The organism is Bifidobacterium sp. H6bp9, assembly GCF_032193695.1.
In the GTDB taxonomy this organism is placed as follows: Bacteria; Actinomycetota; Actinomycetes; order Actinomycetales; family Bifidobacteriaceae; genus Bombiscardovia; species Bombiscardovia kimbladii.
In genome coordinates, this window is record NZ_JASTZY010000001.1 from 582016 (window position 1) to 602916 (window position 20901).

15 protein-coding genes are annotated in these 20901 nt (G+C 58.3%); 10 read left to right on the plus strand and 5 right to left on the minus strand.

From position 1 onward, the window contains the following. The first annotated feature begins 70 nt into the window (after positions 1–70). Positions 71–3580 (plus strand): InlB B-repeat-containing protein, encoded by a 3510-nt coding sequence (locus tag QRX40_RS02450; RefSeq protein WP_313836029.1) that lies wholly within the window; start codon positions 71–73, stop codon positions 3578–3580. A gap of 183 nt (positions 3581–3763) precedes the next feature. On the opposite strand, the gene iolD is transcribed toward QRX40_RS02450, so the two are convergent. Further along, positions 3764–5653, minus strand: coding sequence for a 3D-(3,5/4)-trihydroxycyclohexane-1,2-dione acylhydrolase (decyclizing) (iolD, locus tag QRX40_RS02455; RefSeq protein WP_313836031.1), 1890 nt, complete (start codon positions 5651–5653; stop codon positions 3764–3766). 474 nt (positions 5654–6127) lie between these two features. Here iolD and QRX40_RS02460 point away from each other — a divergent pair, with 474 nt between their 5' ends. The 6 genes from QRX40_RS02460 (at position 6128) to QRX40_RS02485 (ending at position 13762) form a co-directional block, all read left to right on the plus strand. After that, positions 6128–7579, plus strand: a complete 1452-nt coding sequence (locus QRX40_RS02460; protein ID WP_313836033.1) for a sugar porter family MFS transporter — start codon at positions 6128–6130, stop codon at positions 7577–7579. A 14-nt stretch (positions 7580–7593) separates the two neighbouring features. Then, entirely contained in the window at positions 7594–8475 is an 882-nt protein-coding gene (iolB, locus tag QRX40_RS02465; protein ID WP_313836035.1) for a 5-deoxy-glucuronate isomerase, read from the plus strand. A 62-nt stretch (positions 8476–8537) separates the two neighbouring features. After that, entirely contained in the window at positions 8538–9647 is a 1110-nt protein-coding gene (locus QRX40_RS02470) for an alcohol dehydrogenase catalytic domain-containing protein (protein WP_313836037.1), read from the plus strand. A gap of 55 nt (positions 9648–9702) precedes the next feature. Beyond that, on the plus strand, positions 9703–11166 hold the full coding sequence (locus QRX40_RS02475) for an NAD-dependent succinate-semialdehyde dehydrogenase (protein WP_313836039.1): 1464 nt from the start codon (positions 9703–9705) through the stop codon (positions 11164–11166). 239 nt (positions 11167–11405) lie between these two features. Continuing rightward, positions 11406–12833 carry a sugar porter family MFS transporter gene (locus QRX40_RS02480; RefSeq protein WP_313836041.1) on the plus strand — a complete coding sequence of 476 codons (1428 nt, stop codon included), beginning with the start codon at positions 11406–11408 and terminating at the stop codon, positions 12831–12833. Between the two features lie 44 nt (positions 12834–12877). Further along, the gene (locus QRX40_RS02485; RefSeq protein ID WP_313836043.1) at positions 12878–13762 is read left to right on the plus strand and encodes a sugar phosphate isomerase/epimerase family protein; all 885 of its coding nucleotides are present in this window, start codon (positions 12878–12880) and stop codon (positions 13760–13762) included. A gap of 114 nt (positions 13763–13876) precedes the next feature. Here QRX40_RS02485 and QRX40_RS02490 read toward each other — a convergent pair whose 3' ends face one another. The 4 genes from QRX40_RS02490 to QRX40_RS02505 form a co-directional block, all read right to left on the minus strand. Then, the gene (locus tag QRX40_RS02490) at positions 13877–14164 is read right to left on the minus strand and encodes a putative quinol monooxygenase (RefSeq protein ID WP_313836045.1); all 288 of its coding nucleotides are present in this window, start codon (positions 14162–14164) and stop codon (positions 13877–13879) included. Positions 14165–14402: 238 nt separating this feature from the next. Next, positions 14403–15344 (minus strand): TIM barrel protein, encoded by a 942-nt coding sequence (locus QRX40_RS02495; RefSeq protein ID WP_313836046.1) that lies wholly within the window; start codon positions 15342–15344, stop codon positions 14403–14405. 9 nt (positions 15345–15353) lie between these two features. Further along, complete coding sequence (locus QRX40_RS02500) at positions 15354–16373, minus strand: Gfo/Idh/MocA family oxidoreductase (RefSeq protein ID WP_313836047.1); 1020 nt, start codon at positions 16371–16373, stop codon at positions 15354–15356. Between the two features lie 201 nt (positions 16374–16574). After that, entirely contained in the window at positions 16575–17465 is an 891-nt protein-coding gene (locus tag QRX40_RS02505; protein WP_313836049.1) for an AraC family transcriptional regulator, read from the minus strand. A 373-nt stretch (positions 17466–17838) separates the two neighbouring features. Between QRX40_RS02505 and QRX40_RS02510 the strand changes: the two genes are divergently transcribed. From QRX40_RS02510 to QRX40_RS02520, 3 genes are all read left to right on the plus strand, one after another. Beyond that, positions 17839–18891: a 3-isopropylmalate dehydrogenase gene (locus QRX40_RS02510; protein ID WP_313836051.1), complete on the plus strand. Its 1053-nt coding sequence runs from the start codon at positions 17839–17841 to the stop codon at positions 18889–18891. A 142-nt stretch (positions 18892–19033) separates the two neighbouring features. Further along, positions 19034–19903, plus strand: coding sequence for a sugar phosphate isomerase/epimerase (locus tag QRX40_RS02515; protein WP_313836052.1), 870 nt, complete (start codon positions 19034–19036; stop codon positions 19901–19903). Positions 19904–20013: 110 nt separating this feature from the next. Continuing rightward, positions 20014–20802, plus strand: coding sequence for a sulfite exporter TauE/SafE family protein (locus tag QRX40_RS02520; RefSeq protein ID WP_313836053.1), 789 nt, complete (start codon positions 20014–20016; stop codon positions 20800–20802). Positions 20803–20901: the final 99 nt, after the last annotated feature.

Below are 20901 nucleotides of genomic sequence, written 5' to 3' on the forward strand. Positions count from 1 at the left end.
TCCTTCGGTTGCTCCCGGTCCTTCATCATCGCCGTCGGGCATGCCCACCCTGTCCAATGGCTCTGGTGCGGTGGCAACAGGACAATCAGCGCCTGCCGCCAGCACATCGCCCACCTCGCCGTCCTCGCCTTCGCCCGGCACAGCAGGTTCCTCGGAGCCGACCTCAACCACCTCTTCCCCATCGAATGCCACCAGCCACACAGTCACTTTCGACTACAACATGCAGTCTGCAACTCCGACAACTTCGACTGTGGCTGATGGCGCCCAGGTTGCGCGCCCCAGTCCTGAACCCACCCGCCGAGGGTTCGTTCTCGAAGGATGGTTCGCAGGCAAGGTCGCTTACGACTTCTCCGCTCCTGTGCACACAGACCTGACCCTGAAAGCCAAGTGGGCCCGGGCCGACCAGACCTGGACCATGCAGCCGCAAGAGGGACCAGAATCAGGAGGCACCGGGGTAACCCTGACCCCGCCCCCACCCTCCGGCGTCCGTTTCAGCCAGGTCAGCGCAGGCATCAGGTTCTCACTGGCTTTGGGATCGGATGGCAACGTCTACGCCTGGGGCTTTAACCGTGCTGGTCAGCTGGGCGATGGCACTATTGTCAACAGGTCGACGCCCATAAGGGTGCCTAGGCCCGAAGAGGCCCGCAATGACAAGGATTTTCGGTTCGTCAGCGTCAACGCTGGTCAGTTCTTCAGCATGGCCCTGGACAACCATGGCACCCTCTGGTCCTGGGGGTACAACTATCTGAAGACCTTGGGCAACCCCAATGTGGCTGACAGCGGCATGCATAACTACTCAGAATATTTGGTCAAGGTGATGCTGCCTGAAGGGGCGCCGGCCGGATTCACCTACAAGGCCGTCAACGGCAATTACACCCACACCCTGGCCTTAGGATCGGATGGCAACGTCTATGGCTGGGGCACCTGCAGCGAGGGGGAGACCGGCAGCCATGATTGCGACGGCATATGCGACTACAAGCCCAGCCTCATCCAGGGATTCGACAAGAACCACAAAATTGTCGCCCTGCAGACCGGGCTGAACTACTCAACGGCTCTGGATGACGCTGGCACGGTATGGTCATGGGGAAGCAACCTTGACTACCAGTTGGACCCATCCGCCGGCGCTGTCGTTGGCAACTCTAAGCCAATCAAGATCAGCGGCCTTGACAAGGTCCATGTGGTGGCCATTGCAAACGGCTTCGCAAACACCCTGGCCCTGGATGACCAGGGAAGGGTTTGGACCTGGGGTATGAATAAAGCCGGCCAAATCGGCAACGGATCAAGCCCCAGCAAGACCGATATATTCAAAGACCCGGTCCAGGTCAGCTTCCCGCAGGGGACCAGAATCACTGCCATCACTAGCGGCGGCAATTTCTATCTTAGCCACGCCATGGCTCTGGATTCCGACGGCAATATCTGGGCCTGGGGCGACAACAGCTATGGACAAATGGGCGACGGCAAGACCTCTGCAGCAGACAGCCCCCAGACCACTCCGGAACGCTTGGAGGATCCGAAACTTGCCGGCCGACACTGGATCAGCATCGACGCTGGCGAGGAGTATAACCTGGCTATCTGCGACGACGGCCTGACCTACAGCTGGGGACGCGACAACATGGGTCAGCTGGGTCAGGGCACCAGCGGCGATGACGCCCATAACCGGCCCTCTGCGGTCGCCTTCCCCTGGCCGGCGAAGCTGACTGGAATCAAATTCGACACTACGGATATCACCACCGGAATGCAGGCGCAAAAGAACGGGACCTGGACAGCTAGCACCCCGCCGCACGCCCCAGGGCTGGTGGATGTGGCCCTGACATGGACCTTGAACGATCAAGAACAGACCCAAGTCCACCTGCCCTTCCGTTACCTGTCGGGCGGGGTGACCGTAACCTTCCAGTCAGAGAGCGATTCACCGGCACCACCCAGCCAGAGTCTGGAAGCGGGAAAGCGGGCAGTCCGCCCCAGCGCTGATCCAACCAAGGCCGACTACCGCTTCGACGGCTGGTTCCTAGGCAAAACCGCCTACGACTTCTCCAAGCCAGTCACCAGTTCCATGACGCTCAAGGCCCACTGGAGCCCTGAGAATCAGAACTGGAGCATGACCCCGAGCCATGGAACCGAGATGGGCGGAACGAAGGTCACCCTGACGCCGCCAGCCCTGCGGGGCATTCGCTTCAGCCAGGTCAGCGCCGGTTCCCACTGGTCCCTGGCCTTAGGGTCCGATGGGAAGGCCTACGCCTGGGGCAAGAACAACAGCGGCCAGCTGGGCAACGCGAACATCGCCAAGGGCGGCACCAGCACCATGCCGGTCCGAGTGGACATGCCCGAGAAGGCGGAGACCGACTTCGTCTTCACCCAGGTCAGCGCGGGCCGGGACTATGGCCTTGCTCTAGGGTCCGATGGAAAGGCCTACGCCTGGGGCAACAACGATGTCGGCCAGCTGGGCGACTCCACACTGAATGCCCAAAGCCGGCCCCATCCGGTACCGGGTCTGCCGGCCAAGATCCAGTCCATCAGCGCCGGTGGTGGACATGCCTTGGCTCTGGATTCCCAGGGACGAGTCTGGTCCTGGGGCGCCAACCAATACGGGCAGCTGGGCCTGGATAATGCCGGAGGCGATACCGTCTCGCCAGACGGGCGAACCAGCCCTGCCATGGTGACCGGAATCCCGGCTGCCACAACGGCAATAAGCGCCGGAAGCCGGTATTCACTAGCCATGACCGTGGATGGACAAGTCTACGCCTGGGGCACCAATGATTCCGGCCAGTTGGGCGATCCCTCCCTACCAGTGAGCGCTGACGGCGCCAACCCCACGCCGTCTGCCGTTCAGGGACTGACGGGCGAGATGAGCGCCATCAGCGCCGGAGACCACCAGGCTCTGGCCCTGGATTCCCAAGGACGCATCTGGACCTGGGGACAGGTCAAGGGCGAGAACAAGAAAACCCCTGCCCTATTGACCCTTCCCGACGGACTGCCGACGGGGTTTGCCATCACGCAGATCAGCGCCGGCACCAGAGCATCCTCCGCCCTGGGCTCCGATGGACAGATCCTGACCTGGAGCAATGCCGCAGAAGGCTCAGACCCAGCATTCTTGGCCAAACCCGAGAACACGCCTGCAGATTTCAGCTTCACTGCCGTCAGCACGGGCGGCCCGAGCTCATTGGCCCTAGGCTCCGACGGCCTGGCCTACGGATGGGGTGCCGACGATTCCGGCCAGCTGGGCGACGACCAATCCGGACCGGACCTGAACAGCAAGACTCCACAGGCTGTTGTGATTAGAAGCCAGGTTAAGACGGTCACCTTCGCCGGACTGTCCGCAGGGGGAACCCCGCAGTACCAGAACGGCACCTGGTTGGCAGTCACCCCACGCTACAGGCCCGGGCAGGTGGATACCGTCATTCAATGGAGCCTGGTCGGCGTGGATCAAAAGGATCAGACCCTGCCCTACACCTACGACCAGTTGGCCGTCCTGCCCCTGACCGGCAGCACTGGCGTGATTCTGCTGATCATAGCTGGCCTGCTGGGCATGGGAGCCGCCATGGCTGCCAGATTCCATCGGCGGGAGAACAAGATGACAGCTTGACAGAAGCCCCCAAGCAAGACATAGGGGACGGGGATAGCCGCTTGCGCCAATCACCAAATTGCTGCGGTTGCGCTGCTTCCGATAGCAGCTGCCGTCCAGCTGAATATTCTGACAGGCAGTACAGACAGTCAGTTGGGCGGCAGTTCTTCAGCCCTGGTTTTGGTTATGCCCGAAACGAGCAGATCACAAATAGGTCCGCTGCAAATCGCGGATCCTCTCGTATTCCTGATGGGCCTTTATAGAGGATTCGATATGAGCCACTTCAGGAGTTGCCACTTCCCAGTAGGCGTCAGCTGCATCGTCACGTTCCACCGGTGCCACCCTTACATAGATGGCGGTGATTTGATCGCTGGCGGCCGCCTTTTGCAAAGCCTGCCGCAGTTGGTCTGCATCCTCGACAGGATATGTCTTGACCCCATACCCTTCCAGGATCTTGGGGAAATCGATCTGCAGCGGTTCCTTAAGATTCTGTCGACCGTTGTCTCCCCGGTAGTAATACTTGGTCTCAAAACCCTGAGAGCCCACCTGCATGGACAGTGAATGAATCGATCCATAACCACCGTTGTCCAAAAGCAGCAGAATGATTTTCTCCCGTTCCTGAATCGCCGTCAATACATCCTGGTGGTACATGATGAAGGAGGCATCACCAATGAAGGAGAAGATCTCCCTGCTGGGATCAGCTATCCGCATGCCCAGAGCTGCAGGAATCTCATAACCCATGCAGGAATAGCCGTATTCAACCGAGTAGCCAAGCGGACTGCCTGCCTTCCAGAGTTTCTGAAGATCGCTGGGCATGGACCCAGCGGCATTCACAACCACATCCTGGGGACGGGTGAATTCATTGACAATGCCGATGACTTCCTTCTGACCCAGCCCCTCGGTGCCCGGAATATGCTGTACCATGCGGTCCACTGCCTGCCTCTGCTCGTCGGCCTGGGCCATGGCCTCACGACGATAATCCTCATCCACCTGCCAATCGCCCAGGACCTCCTGCAGCTCGCTCAGCGTCTCCCGGGCATCGCCAATGACCGGAATGGCCGCCTCCTTGTGCGCGTCGAATGAGAGGACATTGATATTGACGAAGCGCACCTGCGGGTTCTGGAACATCGTATTGGATGCCGAGGTGAAATCCGTATAGCGTGTGCCAACACCGATGACCAGGTCGGCAGTGTGGGCCAGACGGTTGGCAAAGCGCAGTCCCAGAGCACCCATGGGGCCCGAGTTCATCGGATGGTCATAGGGGATGGCGCCCTTGCCTGCCTGGGTGCTTCCGACCGGAATCCCGGTCTTCTCTGCGAATTCTGCCAGGACCTTGCTGGCCGACGAATACACGACACCCCCGCCGGCGATGATCAGCGGACGCTTCGAACCCTTGATGACCTCGGCAGCCTGGGCCAGGGAAGCCTTGTCCGGCCTGGTTCTGGGGATTCGCCAAATCCGCTCACGGAAGAGATCAAGGTCGAAATCATAGGCTTCGGCCTGCACATCCTGGGGCAGGCAAAGTGTCACAGCGCCAGTGGCAGCCGGGTTGGTCAGGGTCTCCATGGCTCTCATCAGTGAGGCCGACAGCTGCTCGGGCCGGTCGATTCGGTCCCAGTACCGGCTGACAGCCTTGAAGGAGTCATTGGCGGAAATATCGTTGGACTGTTCATTCTCGACCTGCTGCAGAACAGAGCCTGTACGTAGGGTCGAGAAATAGTCGCTGGGAAGCAAAAGGACCGGCAGACGATTGACCGTCGCAGTACCAGCCGCAGTGATCATATTCGCCGCACCAGGCCCTATCGAGGTGGTGACGGCCATGGCTCCCATTCTGTTCATCTGGCGGGCGTAGCCGACGGCTATATGCGCCATGCCCTGCTCGTTCTTCCCCTGGATGAAACGAAATCGGTCGATCTCCTCCAAGAGCGCCTGCCCGACCCCGGCTACATTGCCATGGCCCAGAATGCCCAGAGCGCCGCCAAAGAAGGTGGACACCTGCCCATCCCTTTCCACCTTCTGAACCTCCAGAAAGCGAACGACGGCCTGTCCAACAGTCAGCCTGACTGTATTATCAGCCTTGCTCGTCCCTATCATTTCCTCGCACCTTTCCTATTAGCCGCCGTGACCCTCTCAAACTTGGGGTAATGCAAACCCCGCACTGTCCGCCATGGACTAGACCTGCGGGGAACCGTCACCGCTTGCCCTAGTTCGCTAGGGTTAACGGTCCATAGGTCAATCATGGCCGTCGACGGCCGCGCTCTTGGCAGCCACGGCATAAGAGCAAGTGATTTCATAACTATCCTGCATTTTTTGTATATCGTCCCCACACTCCGCAATGCCATGCCATTCTTCCTGCATCAGACAGCCGCTGACGGTGAAATGATGGCCAACCTAATGAGGAGGTTGAACCAGAATGAGGCGTTCTTAGAAAATGACTTGGAATCTTATAAATACTTGCAGACCTGTCAGGATCACTCCAGGAAACTGCATAGCGGTGACTTACAACTGAGAACAACCAATGTCTGGAGACAGAGTCGTGCCAGACAATATCAGCTGAAAGGAATGGCCATGTCGTCATTTGAAACGCTGGCTAAAGCCGAGAGCCCCGCTGTGCTATCCAAACGCCGCATCCGTTACACCCGGCTGATGATATGCCTGGGACTGTGCGCAGGCGGGCTGTATGGATACACTTTGACAGCCTTATCCGGCGCACTGATCACCATGAACATAGGATCAGGCCAGCTGGGCCATCCTACCGACTTCGAACAAGGGCTCATCACCTCGGCAATGCTGCTGAGCGCAGCAGCGGGCGCCTTTGCCGGCGGCAATCTGAACAACCGCCTTGGGCCGAAAAAGATGATCCTGACCGGTGCAGTACTGGCAATCCCCGGTGCCGCAATCTGCGCTCTTACACCCAGCATTCCCATCCTGTGCCTAGGCAGGGTCATTCTCGGCCTGGCAATCGGCTTCACATCGACCATCGTCCCTATTTATCTGGGGGAGATGACCGGAGCCGCCAATAGGGGACGCATCGTCTCCGTCAATTCAGTCATGATCGTGGTCGGACAGCTCCTGGCTGTATCAGTCAACGCCATCCTGACACAGATGGGCATCGGCTGGAGGGCCATGCTGTGGGCGGCCGTCGTTCCAGGCATCCTGCTCCTGCTGATAGCCTTTGTCATCAAGGACAGCCCCGATTATCTGATTCGGCACGGTCTGCAGCATCAGGCCATCCAGCTCCTGGCTGAGACCCGCGACCTGCCTGAGGCCGAACAGACCTTCAAATCGCTTTCCCAGGCCGGTAGGAACAGCAGTCAAACCGCCGCCCAGAAGAATTCCGACAGCAGTTTTGCTACACCATGGCTGCGCAGGGTGCTGATCGTTGGCATCGGGCTGGCTCTGATCAACCAGCTCAGCGGGCAGAATATGGTCAACTACTACGCGCCCACTATTTTCACCAAGACCCTGGGCTTTGCGCCATCCATGTCCATACTGGCCACCGTACCTGTCATTCTGGTCTCCGCCATCGCTGCCACAATAGGCGGCCTGGGGTTCATCGACAAAATCAATCGACGGACCATTCTGACTGTCGGCCTGGTCGGCACGATTATTTTCCTGGTCGCTATCGGCATCAGCTACCGCTTCATCGATCCCTCAAGCAGTTCCCGCACTGCATCCTGGGTCATGATCGCCATAATGATGATCTATCTGGTGTTTGTGCAGGGCATGGTAGCGCCGGTCACATGGCTTTTGATGGCCGAAGTCTTCCCCACCAGCGTCCGCGGCAAGGGGATGGGATACGCCAACATAGCGCTCAATTTGGCCAACTTCCTCTTGTCCCTGATCTTCCCGCTCCTGCTCAACGGCCTGGGAGGCTCGGGAACCTACCTGCTGTTCGCCCTTATCAACATCGGATGCCTGGTGTTTGCAGTCACCATGATTCCCGAGACCAGAGGGAAGAGCCTGGAGGAGATCGAGGCCGAAGAGCGCGCCTTGGGACAGCGGAAGTCAAAGGATTGAATAAAGGAGACATGATGACTCAATGGGTGTATCCAAACGGCAGCGCAGCCAAGGGTGATTGGGAGGTGAGCCTGGGGGCCTCGGACTCGCAACCCGTCACAGGTTGGCAGTACACCGGCATCAGGGTCGCCAAGCCCCGGAAAAACCAGGTTCTTACCCTGCCTGCGGCGGACGAGGAACGCCTGGTCGTCCCCCTCTGCCAGGGATTCGATGTCAGGACGCCGGCTGGCCTTTATCATCTGCGTGGGCGCCAAAATGTCTTCACTGCACCAACCGATGTCGTATATGTAGGCACGGGAACGCCCTTGGAGATATATGCCCCATCCGGGGGACGGGTCGCCGTCGCATCAGCGCCCGCCAGCACCCGCCACCCAGACCAGCTGGTCAAGGCGGAAGACAACGAAACCGTCCTCAGGGGCAACGGGCCCACCTCCAGGCAGGCCCGAAACTTCGGCATGATGAACAACATCGAAGCTGAACGGCTGCTGGTATGCGAGGTCATCACTCCCAGCGGCAGCTGGTCCTCCTACCCTGTCCACAAACATGACCAGAACAATGATCATGAGACCGCTCTCGAGGAAATCTACTACTTCCAGATGAAGGCGCTGCCGGGCGCTTCCGAACAGGCCAGGCCCCTGGCCTACCAGGGTGCCGGCACAGCCGACGAACGGCCTCTGAATATTATGACCGAAGTGCATCCCGGCGATACAGTGCTCATCCCCTACGGCTGGCATGGCCCCTCCATCGCCGCCCCCGGATACGACCTTTACTATCTGAATGTGATGGGCGGCGGAGGACAGCGCGACTGGAAGGTGACCATCCGCGAAGATCAGACCTGGATCAATCAAGCCCTGCAGAACCAGCCCCGCAACGATCGGCTGCCCATGACCGACTAAAGAGACCCGGATTGCAGATTTCTACTTGCAATAACTCCAACCACCAACAAGGAGAACACCATATGGACATCACCGGCGCTGTGCTGAGAACGATGGGTGCGCCAGGCCCTTATGCGCGGACCAGACCGCTGTCTATCGAACACCTTGAGCTGGGTCCGCCCCAGCAGGATGAGATATTGGTCAAGGTCACCGCTTCCGGCATCTGCCACTCGGACCTGTCTGTCGTCAACGGCAGCAGACCAAGACCCATGCCGATGCTGCTGGGCCATGAGACCACAGGGATCGTGCAAGCCTTAGGGCCTGGGGTTGAGGACTTGAAGGTCGGACAGCACGTCACCCTGGCCTTTCTGCCTCGATGCGGCAAGTGCGCCAACTGCCTGACCGGAGGCCGGCTGCCCTGCACCCCCGGCTCCAAGGCCAATCAAGCCGGCACCCTGATGAACGGCGGCATTCGCATCCATAAGGGTCCGGAGCGGATATACCACCACGTAGGCGTCTCCGGCTTCGCCACCTATGCCGTCGTCGATCGACGCTCAGCAGTGCCTGTCCCAGACGAACTTCCTTCTGCCATAGCAGCGGTCCTGGGCTGCGCCGTCCTCACTGGCGGAGGCGCCGTGCTCAACGCCGCCGACCCCCAGGACGGGCAGGACGTCATGGTGGTCGGACTGGGCGGAGTCGGCATGAGCGCCCTGCTGACGGCAGCGGCACTGGGCCGAGGCCGAGTCATAGGGGTGGACCGCAACAAGGATAAGTTCAAGGCCGCCTTGGGCATGGGCGCCACCGATGTCTACACGGTTGACGAAGCCCTAAGCAAGGGCATCAAGGCGCCGATCGTCATCGAGGCAGCCGGTGCGCCAGGTGTTCTGGACCAGGCCTTCGAACTGACAGGCATCGGCGGCAAAACCATCACTGCAGGATTCCCGGACCCCTCCGTCAGAACGTCGCTGCCATCCAGCGTCATCACCGGTGAGGCCCGAACCGTCATCGGCAGCTACCTGGGGTCGGCTGTTCCTACTCAAGACATACCCAGATATGCCCGGCTCTGGCTGGACGGCAAGCTGCCAGTAGAAAAACTCATCAGCAATCACACCAGGCTGGACGACATCAACGAAGCCATGGACGACCTTGACAAGGGCCAGGCCCTGCGGCAAATCATCGAATTCAACTCATGAGCCAAGACCCGAATCGAACTGGCACCGCCTACGCCTTGACGAGAAAGGACACACAGTGAAGTGGACAAAGGAAATCGACACAGTGCTGCCAGAGGCATCGAACACCCTGTTTATCAACGGGCAATGGAGGAAATCACGCACGGGACGAACATTCGCCGTCGACAACCCATCAACCGGCGATCGCCTGTTCGAACTGGCTGATGCCGGAGCTGACGATGCCATTGATGCCCTGGATGCCGCAAGCTCCAGCGCCGAAGGCTGGGCAGCCTCCACACCCGTCGAGCGACGAAATCTGCTGGACAGCGGCTACGAGGCGGTCATGGACAACAAGAAGCTCTTTGCCGAGCTCATGACCAAGGAAATGGGCAAGACATACCAGGAAGCCCTTGGCGAAGTCGATTATGGGGCCGGCTTCCTCAAGTGGTTCGCCGAAGAAGCCATGCGCTCATATGGACGGACCTTCCACCTGCCCGACGGCCGCAAGGGCCTGGTGACCCACGATCCCGTGGGCCCCTGCTATCTGGTGACGCCCTGGAACTTCCCTCTGGCTATGGCTACCCGGAAAATCGGACCTGCGCTGGCAGCCGGTGACACCATGATTGTCAAGCCCGCCGGTTTGACGCCGCTGACAACTTTGGCCATGGTCGAGGTCCTCCGCCAGGCCGGCGTACCCGACGGAGCAGTCAACGTCATTACTTCAGAGCACTCCCCCGAAATATCCGATGCGCTCTTCGCCGACGGCCGACTACGGAAGATCAGTTTCACAGGCTCCACCACGGTTGGCAAGACCCTGATGAAGCAGGCCGCCGACCAGGTTCTGCGCACATCCATGGAGCTCGGCGGCAACGCCCCCTTCCTGGTCTTCGACGATGCGGACATCGACCAGGCAGTCCAAGGGGTCATGATGGCCAAGTTCCGCAACAACGGCCAGGCCTGCACCTCCGCCAACAGAATTCTCGTACAAGACGGCATAGCCGATGAATTCGTCGACAAGCTTCAGCGTGCGGTCAGCGCTCTAAAAGTCGGGAACGGCATGGACCCCTCCACGGATATCGGGCCGCTTATCAACAAGAAGGCAGTGGACCGCATGGAGCGCATCGTCAAAGATGCCGTAGATGCCGGGGCCGACCTGCTGGCAGGCGGCCATCGCTCCGATCTCGGCGAGTGCTTCTTCCAGCCCACCCTCCTGGATCGCGTGCCGCGGGAGTGTGAAGTCTTCCGCGAGGAGATTTTCGGCCCCGTACTGCCTATCTCCCGCTTCAGCAGCGACGAAGAGGGAATAAAGGCAGCCAATGCCACCATTTATGGTCTGGCCGCCTACGCCTACACCAGATCGATCAAGCGCAGCGAGTGGGTCCAGGGCCATACTCAAGCCGGCGTGCTCGCCATCAACTCCGGTGTCCTCTCCGACGCTTCAGTGCCTTTCGGAGGCGTCAAGCAGTCCGGCATAGGCCGTGAGGGCGGCGCCGAAGGCATCTACGAGTACCTGACCACCAAGTACACGCTTCTTATCCCCTGATCGTCTGCAAGACTGACCAGCTTCCTTCCACAGAAGCGAGCGCCAACCATCAATGTCTTGGCTGGCGCTCGCTTCTTGTTCTTTCGCAAACGCGCACATCTGATATCAGTATTTATAGAAAACGTCTCACCTCCTCATTCGAACGCTCAATCTTCCTTAGGCTTATAGCAGTCAGATCCGCCGCCGATAACGATGTCGGAGCATTGGATACGGCATCATGCCAACTTGGAGGAACACCCATGTCCACCACCTATAGGGAGATCAGCCGCAACCTCGACATAGAGAAGCTGGCCGCCAGCCGGCGGCGATACTCCAGACTCATGATCGCTCTGGGCATTTTCGGGGGCGGCCTGTATGGATACACGACCGTGGTCCTATCGGGGGCCCTGGTCACCATGAACTTCCACGGGCAGGGACTCAACGCCTTCCAACAGGGAGTCCTGACAGCAGGGCTTCTCCTGGGCGCCGCCGTAGGGTCCTTCCTGGGAGGCTCGTTGGCCGACCGTTACGGCCGGAAGAAAATGATCATCACCGGTTCCTGCATCTCGCTGCTGGCCTGCGCGGCTTGCGCACTGGCGAGCGACTTCTCCTTCTTCCTCATTGCCAGAATCTCAGTCGGACTGGGTGTTGGATTCACCTCCTGCGTGGTTCCCATGGCCATCGGCGAACTGGCTTCGGCAGACAAACGTGGCCGACTGGTGTCTGTCAACTCGGTGATGATCAATATCGCTCAGCTCCTGGCTACCTGTGTCAACGCCATTTTGGCCAAGGTCGCCGACTGGCATGCCATGCTCTGGGCCAGTGTGGTGCCCGCGCTTTGCCTGGTCGTCATCGCCTTTCTTATTCATGACACACCCAACTACTTCATTCGCCATGGCATGGACGATCAGGCTGTGCGCGTCCTGCTCTCTACACGCGACGAACAGGAAGCCCAGCAGACCTATGAATCCATGCAGGCCAGTCTCACCTCCTCCAGCCAAGACAGCTCCCAGCACGCCAAGAAGGAGAGCTTCTCCACACCCTGGCTCCGGCGGGTGCTCATTGTCGGCATCGGCCTGGCCGTCATGCAGCAGTTCTCCGGAGTCAACGCCATCAACTTCTTTGCCCCCACCATCTTCTCGACCACCCTGGGATTCGGCTCCACCGATTCGGTCATCGCCATGGTACCTGTCATGCTGGTCTCGGCCATAGCCGCCGTGGTATTCGGCCTGATTCTGATCGACAAGATCGATCGCAGAACCGACCTGCTGATAGGCACGGCCGGCGTGACCATATTCCTCACTGCTATCGGCATCTGCTACCTCTTCATTCAGGGGGGCAACACCAGCAAGGCTATGTCCTGGACCTTGATCGCCATCATGATGATTTACCTGCTCTTCGCCCAAGGAAGCATGGCACCGGTCACCTGGCTGATGATCGCCGAAATTTTCCCCACTGCGGTCAGAGGCCAAGGGATGGCATATGCCAATATCGCCGTCAACACTTCCAGCTTCATACTGACATTGATTTTTCCGGTCATGCTCGAAAAACTGGGCGGCGCAGGCTCCTTCTTCGTTTTCGCGCTGATCAACGCGGGCGCCTTCATCTTCACCAAGGCCCTGGTTCCGGAGACACGCGGCAAAACCTTGGCCCAGATAGAGGCGGAGGCCCGGCAACGCGTTAAGTGATGCCACGCAAAACAAAAATACATACAGACATCAGGAGGAGCGACATGGCTCTCATCAGCATGAATCAGACCGTGACCATGTACGGCAACGTACGAACCGATATACGTCTGGCCAAGGAGGCCGGCTACGACGGCATTGACCTGCAGACACCCAAACTCTACCGTTACCTGGACAAGGGATTCGCTGCAAAGAGCCTGCTGCCCCTGCTTGACGGGCTCGCGGTCAGCGACATCGGGTCCATTCAGGACATCGAGCGGGAGGGATCCGCTGCCAGGGATCTGATGGACGAGGTGCGACGCATGTGCCAGGTGGCCTCTGAACTGGGGGCCCAGTACATCCAACTGTGCACAGGACCGGGACGGTGGGAGGTGGTCGAGGACTATGCTGCGGGCAGGCTCGCCGATGATGACCCCCGATACCGAGGCTTCCTTGGCCGAGATGAGGCAGAGATGATCCGCGTTACCGCCCAAAACGTCCAAGAGGCAGCAGACATCGCAGCCGACTTCAACCTGGGCATCTACCTGGAACCCTTGGCCTGGGCTCCGCTGAACCGCTGCAGGCAGATACTGGAGGTCATCGATCAGGCTTCCAGGCCCAACATCGGCTTGGCAGTGGATACCTGGCAGTTCTATTCGGCCGGGGATACGCCTGACGACGTGCGGGCCCTGCCAGGCGATCTGATCAGGGCCGTCCATGTCTCTGACGGACTGGCTCTGACCCCCGGCAAGGATGTGGCCAACATGGACATCTACCGCAACACCATGATCGGAGGCGGCGTCATCCCCCTGCAGGAATGGCTGGATGCCGTGAAATCCACTGGCTTCGACGGCTGGTATTGCCCCGAGATCTTCTCCGACAGGGCCAGCGAAGAGGATATGGCGACCATGGCCACCATCACCCGGCAGACCATAGCCAGCCTGCTCTACTGAAACTTGCAGCTAAACAGCCCGGCCCCGGCAAGGTCTACAGCATTGCAGATCTTACCGGACCGGGCTGTTCTCTATGAGATCATCCGTTGATACGCCAATGTCGGCAGGCGAGAATCAGACCAGCTGCCTGCTGATGATGTCCTGAACGCCCTCCTCAGTCAGGTCGCACATCTTAGGGAAAAGCGTCTTGAAATGTTGGCTCTGGCAGTGGGCTTCGTGGCTGTCGGGCGTGGGCCAGAACTCAATGAAGGCAAATTCGTTGTGATTATCCACTCGCTGAACAAAGTGGTAGCCGCCGCATTCCGGCTCAGCGGCTGACTTACGAGCGAGCTCGGTCATCACATTCAGGAACTCGTCCATGTTCTCGTCCTTGACATGAACCGTGGCGTAAATGACTTCCATGACTTGTATCCCTTTCAGACAAACACATCCGCACGCCGACTATTGGCGGTTTACGACATACGACGACCGCCGGCAAATCGGCCAGGGGGGGGGGGTATCGGTTCGATCAGAACGGCTGAGCGCAAAAGCCAGACTTGCTGCCCCACTCCGCCCCTAGGCCTGTTGAAAAAGAAAAACCGGCATCCGACAGTATTTGGATGCACATCGCCAGACACCGGTTCTGTTCACATGTTGAGAATCAGAGAGTACCCAGACCGCAGGAAGCGAGATACTCGCGGGTCTTGATCGCATTAGGCAGAGGGAAGGAGGGATCGGCAGGATAGAGGTCCTGCTCGCAAATCACATACATCTCCTTGTCCAAGGCTGCCAAGGCATCGACCAGCTTCTGCATATCAGGTTCGCCAGCCGGCGGCGTCACCGATGCACCGCGGGCCACCGCTTCACCGAAGGGCCAGTCCTTCTCGTGGGCTTCCTTGACCAAAGCCGGGTCGAAAGCCTTGATGTGAACGTAGGTGATCCTTTCAGGGTACTTCCTGACCATCTCGATGGGGTCGCCGCCGCCGTACACGATATGGCCGGTATCCAGGCACAGATTCACATATTCAGGATCCGTGTTCTCGAAGATCCGGGCAATCTCCTCAGGGGTTTCGATATGGGAATCGCCGTGAGGATGCAGGATCATCTTCAGCCCATAGTCCTCCTTCATGATCTTGCCCAGCTTGTTGGCATTGGTAATATAGGTGTTCCAAGCCTCGGGGGACAGGACGCGGTCATCGGTCCACTCCCAGGTCTTGTCATCACGGTAGAGCGGCGGCAGGTGCACGATGTATTCTGCGCCGACAGCGGCATGGGTCTCGGCGATCTCGCGGAAGTGCCGCTCGGTCTCAGGCCACTGTTCCGGCTTGTGCAGGACTCCCCAGCTGGTTCCCGCCACCACTTTCATGCCGTATTCGTCGGTCCAGGCCTTGAGCTCCTTGGGGTCCTTGGGGAAATAACCCCAGGGGCCTGTTTCAAGAATCTCGAATCCTGCCTCAGCCATCTCCTTCATTGTCTGACGGGGAGGAATCTGCTTGTCGTCATTGTCGAACCAGACACCCCACTGGTCCGGGCATACGCCGATGGACAGCTTGGAGTACTTGGGATCCTTCAGATTGCGCGCCTTGCCCTTGTTGTTCAGCATAATCGCGCCTTACTGCTCGTGGAAGAAGGACGGGGTCTCGGGCAGCTCGATCTTCTTGCGGACGCCGCCCTCGTCGCGGGACGCGAAGAGCGCATCGCAGGTCACGCAGGCGATGAGGCCATCCCAGGAGGTGGGGCCGGTCAGCTGGTCGGCGTTGATGCCGTCGACGAAGGCCTGCATCTCGCGGTCATAAGCTTCCTTGAAACGCACGGTGAAGTCATTGGGAATCGACTCGCGCTCGGACTCGGCCACCTTGACGATGGTGTTCTGCGGAGCATGCAGGGCGATCTCGCCCTCCTCGCAGACCACGCGGCAGTTGATGTCGTAACCCATGTGGTTGCAGACGAAGACCTCCAGGTCGATGTGGACGCCGGACTTGGTATCCATCTCGATGATCTGCGGATCGTGCAGTCCCTTGTGGGTGTGGCGGGTCTGCTTCTTGGGCAGGAAGCAGAAGACCGAATCGTAGTCCTCGCCCAGCAGCCAGTGCAGCACGTCAACCTCATGGATGGCAGTCTCCACAATGGCCATATCGGAGTTGTAGTTGAGCGGGGTGTCCTCATTGCGGTGGGCGCAATGAATCAGCAGGGGCTCACCGTAGGTCTTGTTCTGAATGGCCTGCTTGATCTCCTGGTAGCCCTGATCGAAGCGGCGCATGAAGCCCACCTGGACCAGACGCTTGCCTCCGGCGATCTCAGCGTCGACCACGCGACGGCAGCCGGCGGCGGAAGTGGTCAAAGGCTTCTCGCTGAGCACATACTTCTTCTGCTTGATGGCTTCAAGAACAAACTGCTCATGGGTCTCATGAGGCAGGGTCGCCACCACGACAGCGTCGATGTCCGGTGAGTCAATCAGATCCTTGCCTGTTGCATAGACCTTGGCCCCATACAGATCGGCCATCTTCTGAGCCCGTTCCGGAATCAGATCGCAGACGCCGGCGAGAGTGGCGCCGTTGATTCTGGTCGAAAGACGCTTGGCATGGTCGGAGCCCATGGTTCCAACACCGATGATTCCAATACGTAGTGTCATCTTCGTTCACTTTCCCTTGTCGATGTAATTGCCATCGCTGCAATTACTGTGTTATTGAGGGAGCTGCACTGCGTCCCTCTCATTGCATCGTAGGGTGCCATGCACTCCCCGACTGCTGCCAATCGACCGGGAAAACATCTTTTCTTATCTTCCCTGCAGAAATCTGAATATCGGGCATCGCCATTTCAGAAAACCTGCAGATTATGAAAAATTCCGCCGGAACTCAGAAGGCGAAACACCCACAAGCTTCTTGAAAGAGGACGAGAAGTGCGAGCTCACCGTAAATCCGCACTCCTTGGTGATCCGGGCGATGGGGATCTTGCTGGTCGTCAGCAGGTATTTGGCATGCGAAATCCGGCACTCCAGGACGAATTGATGCACACCCATGTCCAAATGCCGTTTAAATGCGTGGGAGAGCTGTGACTCGCTCGTATTCAGAATCTTGCTGAGCGCATGGATGGATACATCCGAGTCGAAGTGCCTGTTGATGTATCGTATGGCCGCTGACAGATCCGGGGGTACATTGTCGTCATAGTGCACCTCCAGACTTTCATCGACTTGGCGTGTAAGCAGCACCAGCACATGCTCCAAACGGCGGTGGAGCAACTCGTCCAACTGTCTTCGCGGCAGTGACGCATCCCCGGAGCGCATCTGGTCCAGTATGGAGATCAGTTCATCCCCGGCATCTTGAGAATCGGTGAACAGCGGACCGTTGACATCCTGCAGATAGTCAGCGTATGCCTGTACGCCGTTGCCCTGAAAATGCAGGTATGAGAATCGCGTCAGCCCGCTTGACCTGTAATCATTATGGTTTTTGCAGTCCAGCAAAACAACATCTCCTGCGTGAGCTGTAAATGAAGCACCCTCATAGACATAATCAAGACTCCCTGACTCAATGAAGAACAGCAGGAAGGAGTTCATATACTCACGTTTGCAGGCATAGTCCGAATTGACCCGGTATGTCCCTCCCCACAGCGGATGGAGGAAGACGGCGCGCGCCAGCCTTCCTGCGTCGTTTATCTGTATGGCTTTCTTCCCGAGAATGCCGGATTCATCCGCCGGTATCCACTTTTTATAATCCTTAGGTGTCATATCCCACGATCCCCTTTACTCGCATCATTGCCAGTTCAGGTCCATGAATTGTGCTTTTATTGCTTTATTCTATCCAATTGCATTGTTGGAATGCTGTCTGCTCTATGTCCCCTTCCCCAGGCGACGCCCGAGGACTGATGCACAAAAAACAGCAGAAAGCACGGATATTCTGCCTACCGCCTGTCGAATGATCCGCTGTATTTGTCATGTTATGCAGCTATTGGACAGACCTCTACTTACTTTGATAAGTAAATCAAGAGTATGGCGAATTTTCATTATAAAAGTGCAAATATTGATATAAAAATCCCGTATATCGGTGTTTCTAAGGGTTTTTTGATTGCCATATCGCCAGGCAGTCATTAACATGAAAGGCATGAAAACTCAAACATCAAAGAAGACATTGGACATCGCGGTCATTCCCGGTGACGGAATCGGCCGTGAAATCGTGCCAGTCGCACAAGCTGTACTCAAGGAAGCCGTTGGCGACAGCGTCTCCTTTAACTACACCGACTATGATCTGGGCGCAGATCGCTACCTGCGTGACGGCACCCTCATCACAGATGACCAACTCAAGGATATGGACCAAAAGGATGCCATCCTCCTGGGGGCTGTCGGCGATCCACGAGTCAAGTCGGGAATCCTGGAGCGCGGCCTGCTGCTCAAGCTCCGCTTCGCATTTGACCAGGCCATCAACATGCGGCCGTCCAAACTCTACCCCGGCGTCAAATCACCATTGGCCGACCCTGGCGACATCGACTTCGTCGTCATCAGAGAAGGCACAGAAGGCCTGTATTCCGGCATGGGCGGTCTGCTGCGCATGGGCACTGAACACGCCATAGCGACCGAGACCTCGATGAACACCGAATTCGGCATCGAGAGGGCGGTGAGGTTTGCCTTCGAACTGGCTCGCAAGCGTGGAGGCAAGAAGCACGTAACCATGGTCAACAAGACCAACGTGCTCTACTATGCCGGTCAACTCTGGCTGTGGGTCATGGACAAGGTCGGCAAAGAGTACCCTGACGTGACCTATGACTACCTGCACGCCGATGCCTGCACCATATTCCTGGTCACCGATCCCTCCCGGTTCGACGTGATTGTGACCGACAACCTCTTCGGGGACATCATCACCGACGAGGCCGGCGCAGTTGTGGGCGGAATCGGCTATTCGGCATCAGCCAACATCAATGTGACCGACGAACATCCCTCCATGTTCGAGCCCATCCACGGCTCCGCCCCCGACATTGCAGGCAAGGGCATAGCCAACCCTTCGGCCACGGTCCTGTCTGCCGCCATGCTCCTGCAGCACTTCGGGTACGACAAAGCAGCCGCCCGCATTGATCGCGCCGTGGAAGCGGATGCTGAGGAGAACTCCTCACGCAAACGCAGCACTGACCAAATCGGCCAGGACATCATCGCAAGACTGTAAATAAGCAGCAACACACCTGTAAGCGCTCCGGAGGATTGAAACTCCGAACTCCGGGCGCCTAACCACCCTATCCGCAGCGAGGATGCCGACGGACAGGACGAACCAGGGGCATCCATAAGTTCCGACAACGAGGTTAGACAATATGAAAATCGCATTGGATCCCACACCATTCCATCCTGATCTGCCATTCCTGGATCTGCCCAAGGCGGTAGCGGACGCAGGCTACAAGTATATGCAGCTGGCTCCACACGATGCTTTCCTGCCGTTCTATGTGCACCCCAAGGCGGACGACGAACTAGTCAAGGACTTCGCGGCCGCCCTGAAGAAAGCGCATGTTGAGCTGTGCTCGCTGCTGCCGGTCTACAGGACCTCCTGGCCCGACGAGCGAGAGCGGCAGACAGCCGTGCGCAATTGGAAACGGGCCATCGAAATCGCAGCTCTGCTGGACGTGCACGTCATCAACAGCGAATTCAGCGGCATACCGGAGCGCTATGAGGAGTCCGAGGCTGCCTTCTACGCGACCATGGAGGAGATACTGCCCCTGCTTGAGCGGGAAGGCATCCGCATCAACTTCGACCCGCACCCCTACGATTTCGTCGAGAACGGCATCGATGCACTGAGGATCACCAGAGGCCTGAACAGTCCGCTGGTCGGCGCGGTCTACGTGGCTCCTCACACCTTCCACTACGGCAATAATGTGGACGGGATCACCGCCCTGGCCGGCAAACGACTCAGGACGGTCTATATCTCAGACAGCTATGACCATCATCGTTCGCATGAACTACGCTATATAGCCAATCCCCCAGGGACCAACGCCCGCGTTCACCAGCACCTGAAGGTGGGCGACGGCGATGTGGACTTCAAGGCCCTGTTCGCTGCCCTGAAGAAGAACGGGTTCCTGGACCGTGAGGATTCCATCATCGTCTCCAACGTATTCGCCGAGGACGAGACCGCCCACGAAACGTCCGTCTACCAGCGTGAAACCATAGAACGCCTGGTGGCGGAAGCCTGAAAGCAGCTGTCTGTTTTTCAGCAGTTGCCATGTCGGCCGGCACTGAAGTGACGCAGTGTCGGCCGACACATATTTTTCGTAAAAGTGCACCGACAAGGAAGGGCCTCAGCATGAATCTCTGGCTGATCATCGGTTTGGCTGCAGCTGCTGTGCTGATCGGCCTGGACAAGTCGTTGATACCAGGCTCAGCCATCCTGGCAGTGGCCGCTCTGGCTTCGCTGATGCCCGCTAAAGAAGCCACCGAACTGACGCTGATCATGGCCATCATCGCCGACTGGACCGCCATCTGGGCGTACCGGCACGACATCGTGCTGGCCTCCCTGCTTAGATTGTTGCCGACTGTGACCATAGGCATCCTCGCCGGCGTCTGGTTCTTGTATCACGCTGACAATGACGCGACCAAAAAGACCATAGGGGTCATACTTGCCTGCTTCGTTGCGCTCTACTTCCTCTCACGCATAGGGACCGCGCTGAAAACGCGGTACGGCAGGGCAAGTGAAGCTCCCCAAGCCGAAACCAGAGGCAAAAACAGGCAGAAGCAGTGGATAAGCGCGGCCTTCCACATGCTCTGCGGCGTCCTGGCGGGTTTCACCACCATGGTGGCCAATGCCGGAGGACCGGTCACAGCCGTGTATTTCAGCAGCGAGCGGCTACCAGTCAAGCAATTCCTTGGCACAACGGCAGCCTTCTACCTGGTGGTGAACATGGTGAAGTTGCCTTTTGCAGTCGGACTGAACACAATCAACAGGGAAACCGCGCTTGCCCTCCTATGCGTTCTCCCGCTCACACTGCTCGCCGTCTTCTGCGGCAGGCTAATCGCCAGTCATGTCAACCAGAAAGCCTTTACTGCGGCAATCTACGTCTTCGCAGTCATCGCCGTCATCAACCTTCTGGTATGAAAGGGCATCATTATGGCAACAATACCCATTCCTGCACAAAAATTGGCAGAATGCTCCCAATCTCGGCAAAGACCCAAGATGAACTTGAAACCAACTGAA

What these genes read in the sequence shown, in the direction of transcription:
- QRX40_RS02485 (WP_313836043.1), top strand. Translation starts at nt 12,878, where the DNA reads ATGGCTCTCATCAGCATGAATCAGACCGTGACCATGTACGGCAACGTA.
- QRX40_RS02480 (WP_313836041.1), top strand. Translation starts at nt 11,406, where the DNA reads ATGTCCACCACCTATAGGGAGATCAGCCGCAACCTCGACATAGAGAAG.
- QRX40_RS02495 (WP_313836046.1), bottom strand. Translation starts at nt 15,344, where the DNA reads ATGCTGAACAACAAGGGCAAGGCGCGCAATCTGAAGGATCCCAAGTAC.
- iolB (WP_313836035.1), top strand. Translation starts at nt 7,594, where the DNA reads ATGACTCAATGGGTGTATCCAAACGGCAGCGCAGCCAAGGGTGATTGG.
- QRX40_RS02500 (WP_313836047.1), bottom strand. Translation starts at nt 16,373, where the DNA reads ATGACACTACGTATTGGAATCATCGGTGTTGGAACCATGGGCTCCGAC.
- QRX40_RS02505 (WP_313836049.1), bottom strand. Translation starts at nt 17,465, where the DNA reads ATGACACCTAAGGATTATAAAAAGTGGATACCGGCGGATGAATCCGGC.
- QRX40_RS02470 (WP_313836037.1), top strand. Translation starts at nt 8,538, where the DNA reads ATGGACATCACCGGCGCTGTGCTGAGAACGATGGGTGCGCCAGGCCCT.
- QRX40_RS02460 (WP_313836033.1), top strand. Translation starts at nt 6,128, where the DNA reads ATGTCGTCATTTGAAACGCTGGCTAAAGCCGAGAGCCCCGCTGTGCTA.
- QRX40_RS02520 (WP_313836053.1), top strand. Translation starts at nt 20,014, where the DNA reads ATGAATCTCTGGCTGATCATCGGTTTGGCTGCAGCTGCTGTGCTGATC.
- QRX40_RS02490 (WP_313836045.1), bottom strand. Translation starts at nt 14,164, where the DNA reads ATGGAAGTCATTTACGCCACGGTTCATGTCAAGGACGAGAACATGGAC.
- QRX40_RS02510 (WP_313836051.1), top strand. Translation starts at nt 17,839, where the DNA reads ATGAAAACTCAAACATCAAAGAAGACATTGGACATCGCGGTCATTCCC.
- QRX40_RS02515 (WP_313836052.1), top strand. Translation starts at nt 19,034, where the DNA reads ATGAAAATCGCATTGGATCCCACACCATTCCATCCTGATCTGCCATTC.
- iolD (WP_313836031.1), bottom strand. Translation starts at nt 5,653, where the DNA reads ATGATAGGGACGAGCAAGGCTGATAATACAGTCAGGCTGACTGTTGGA.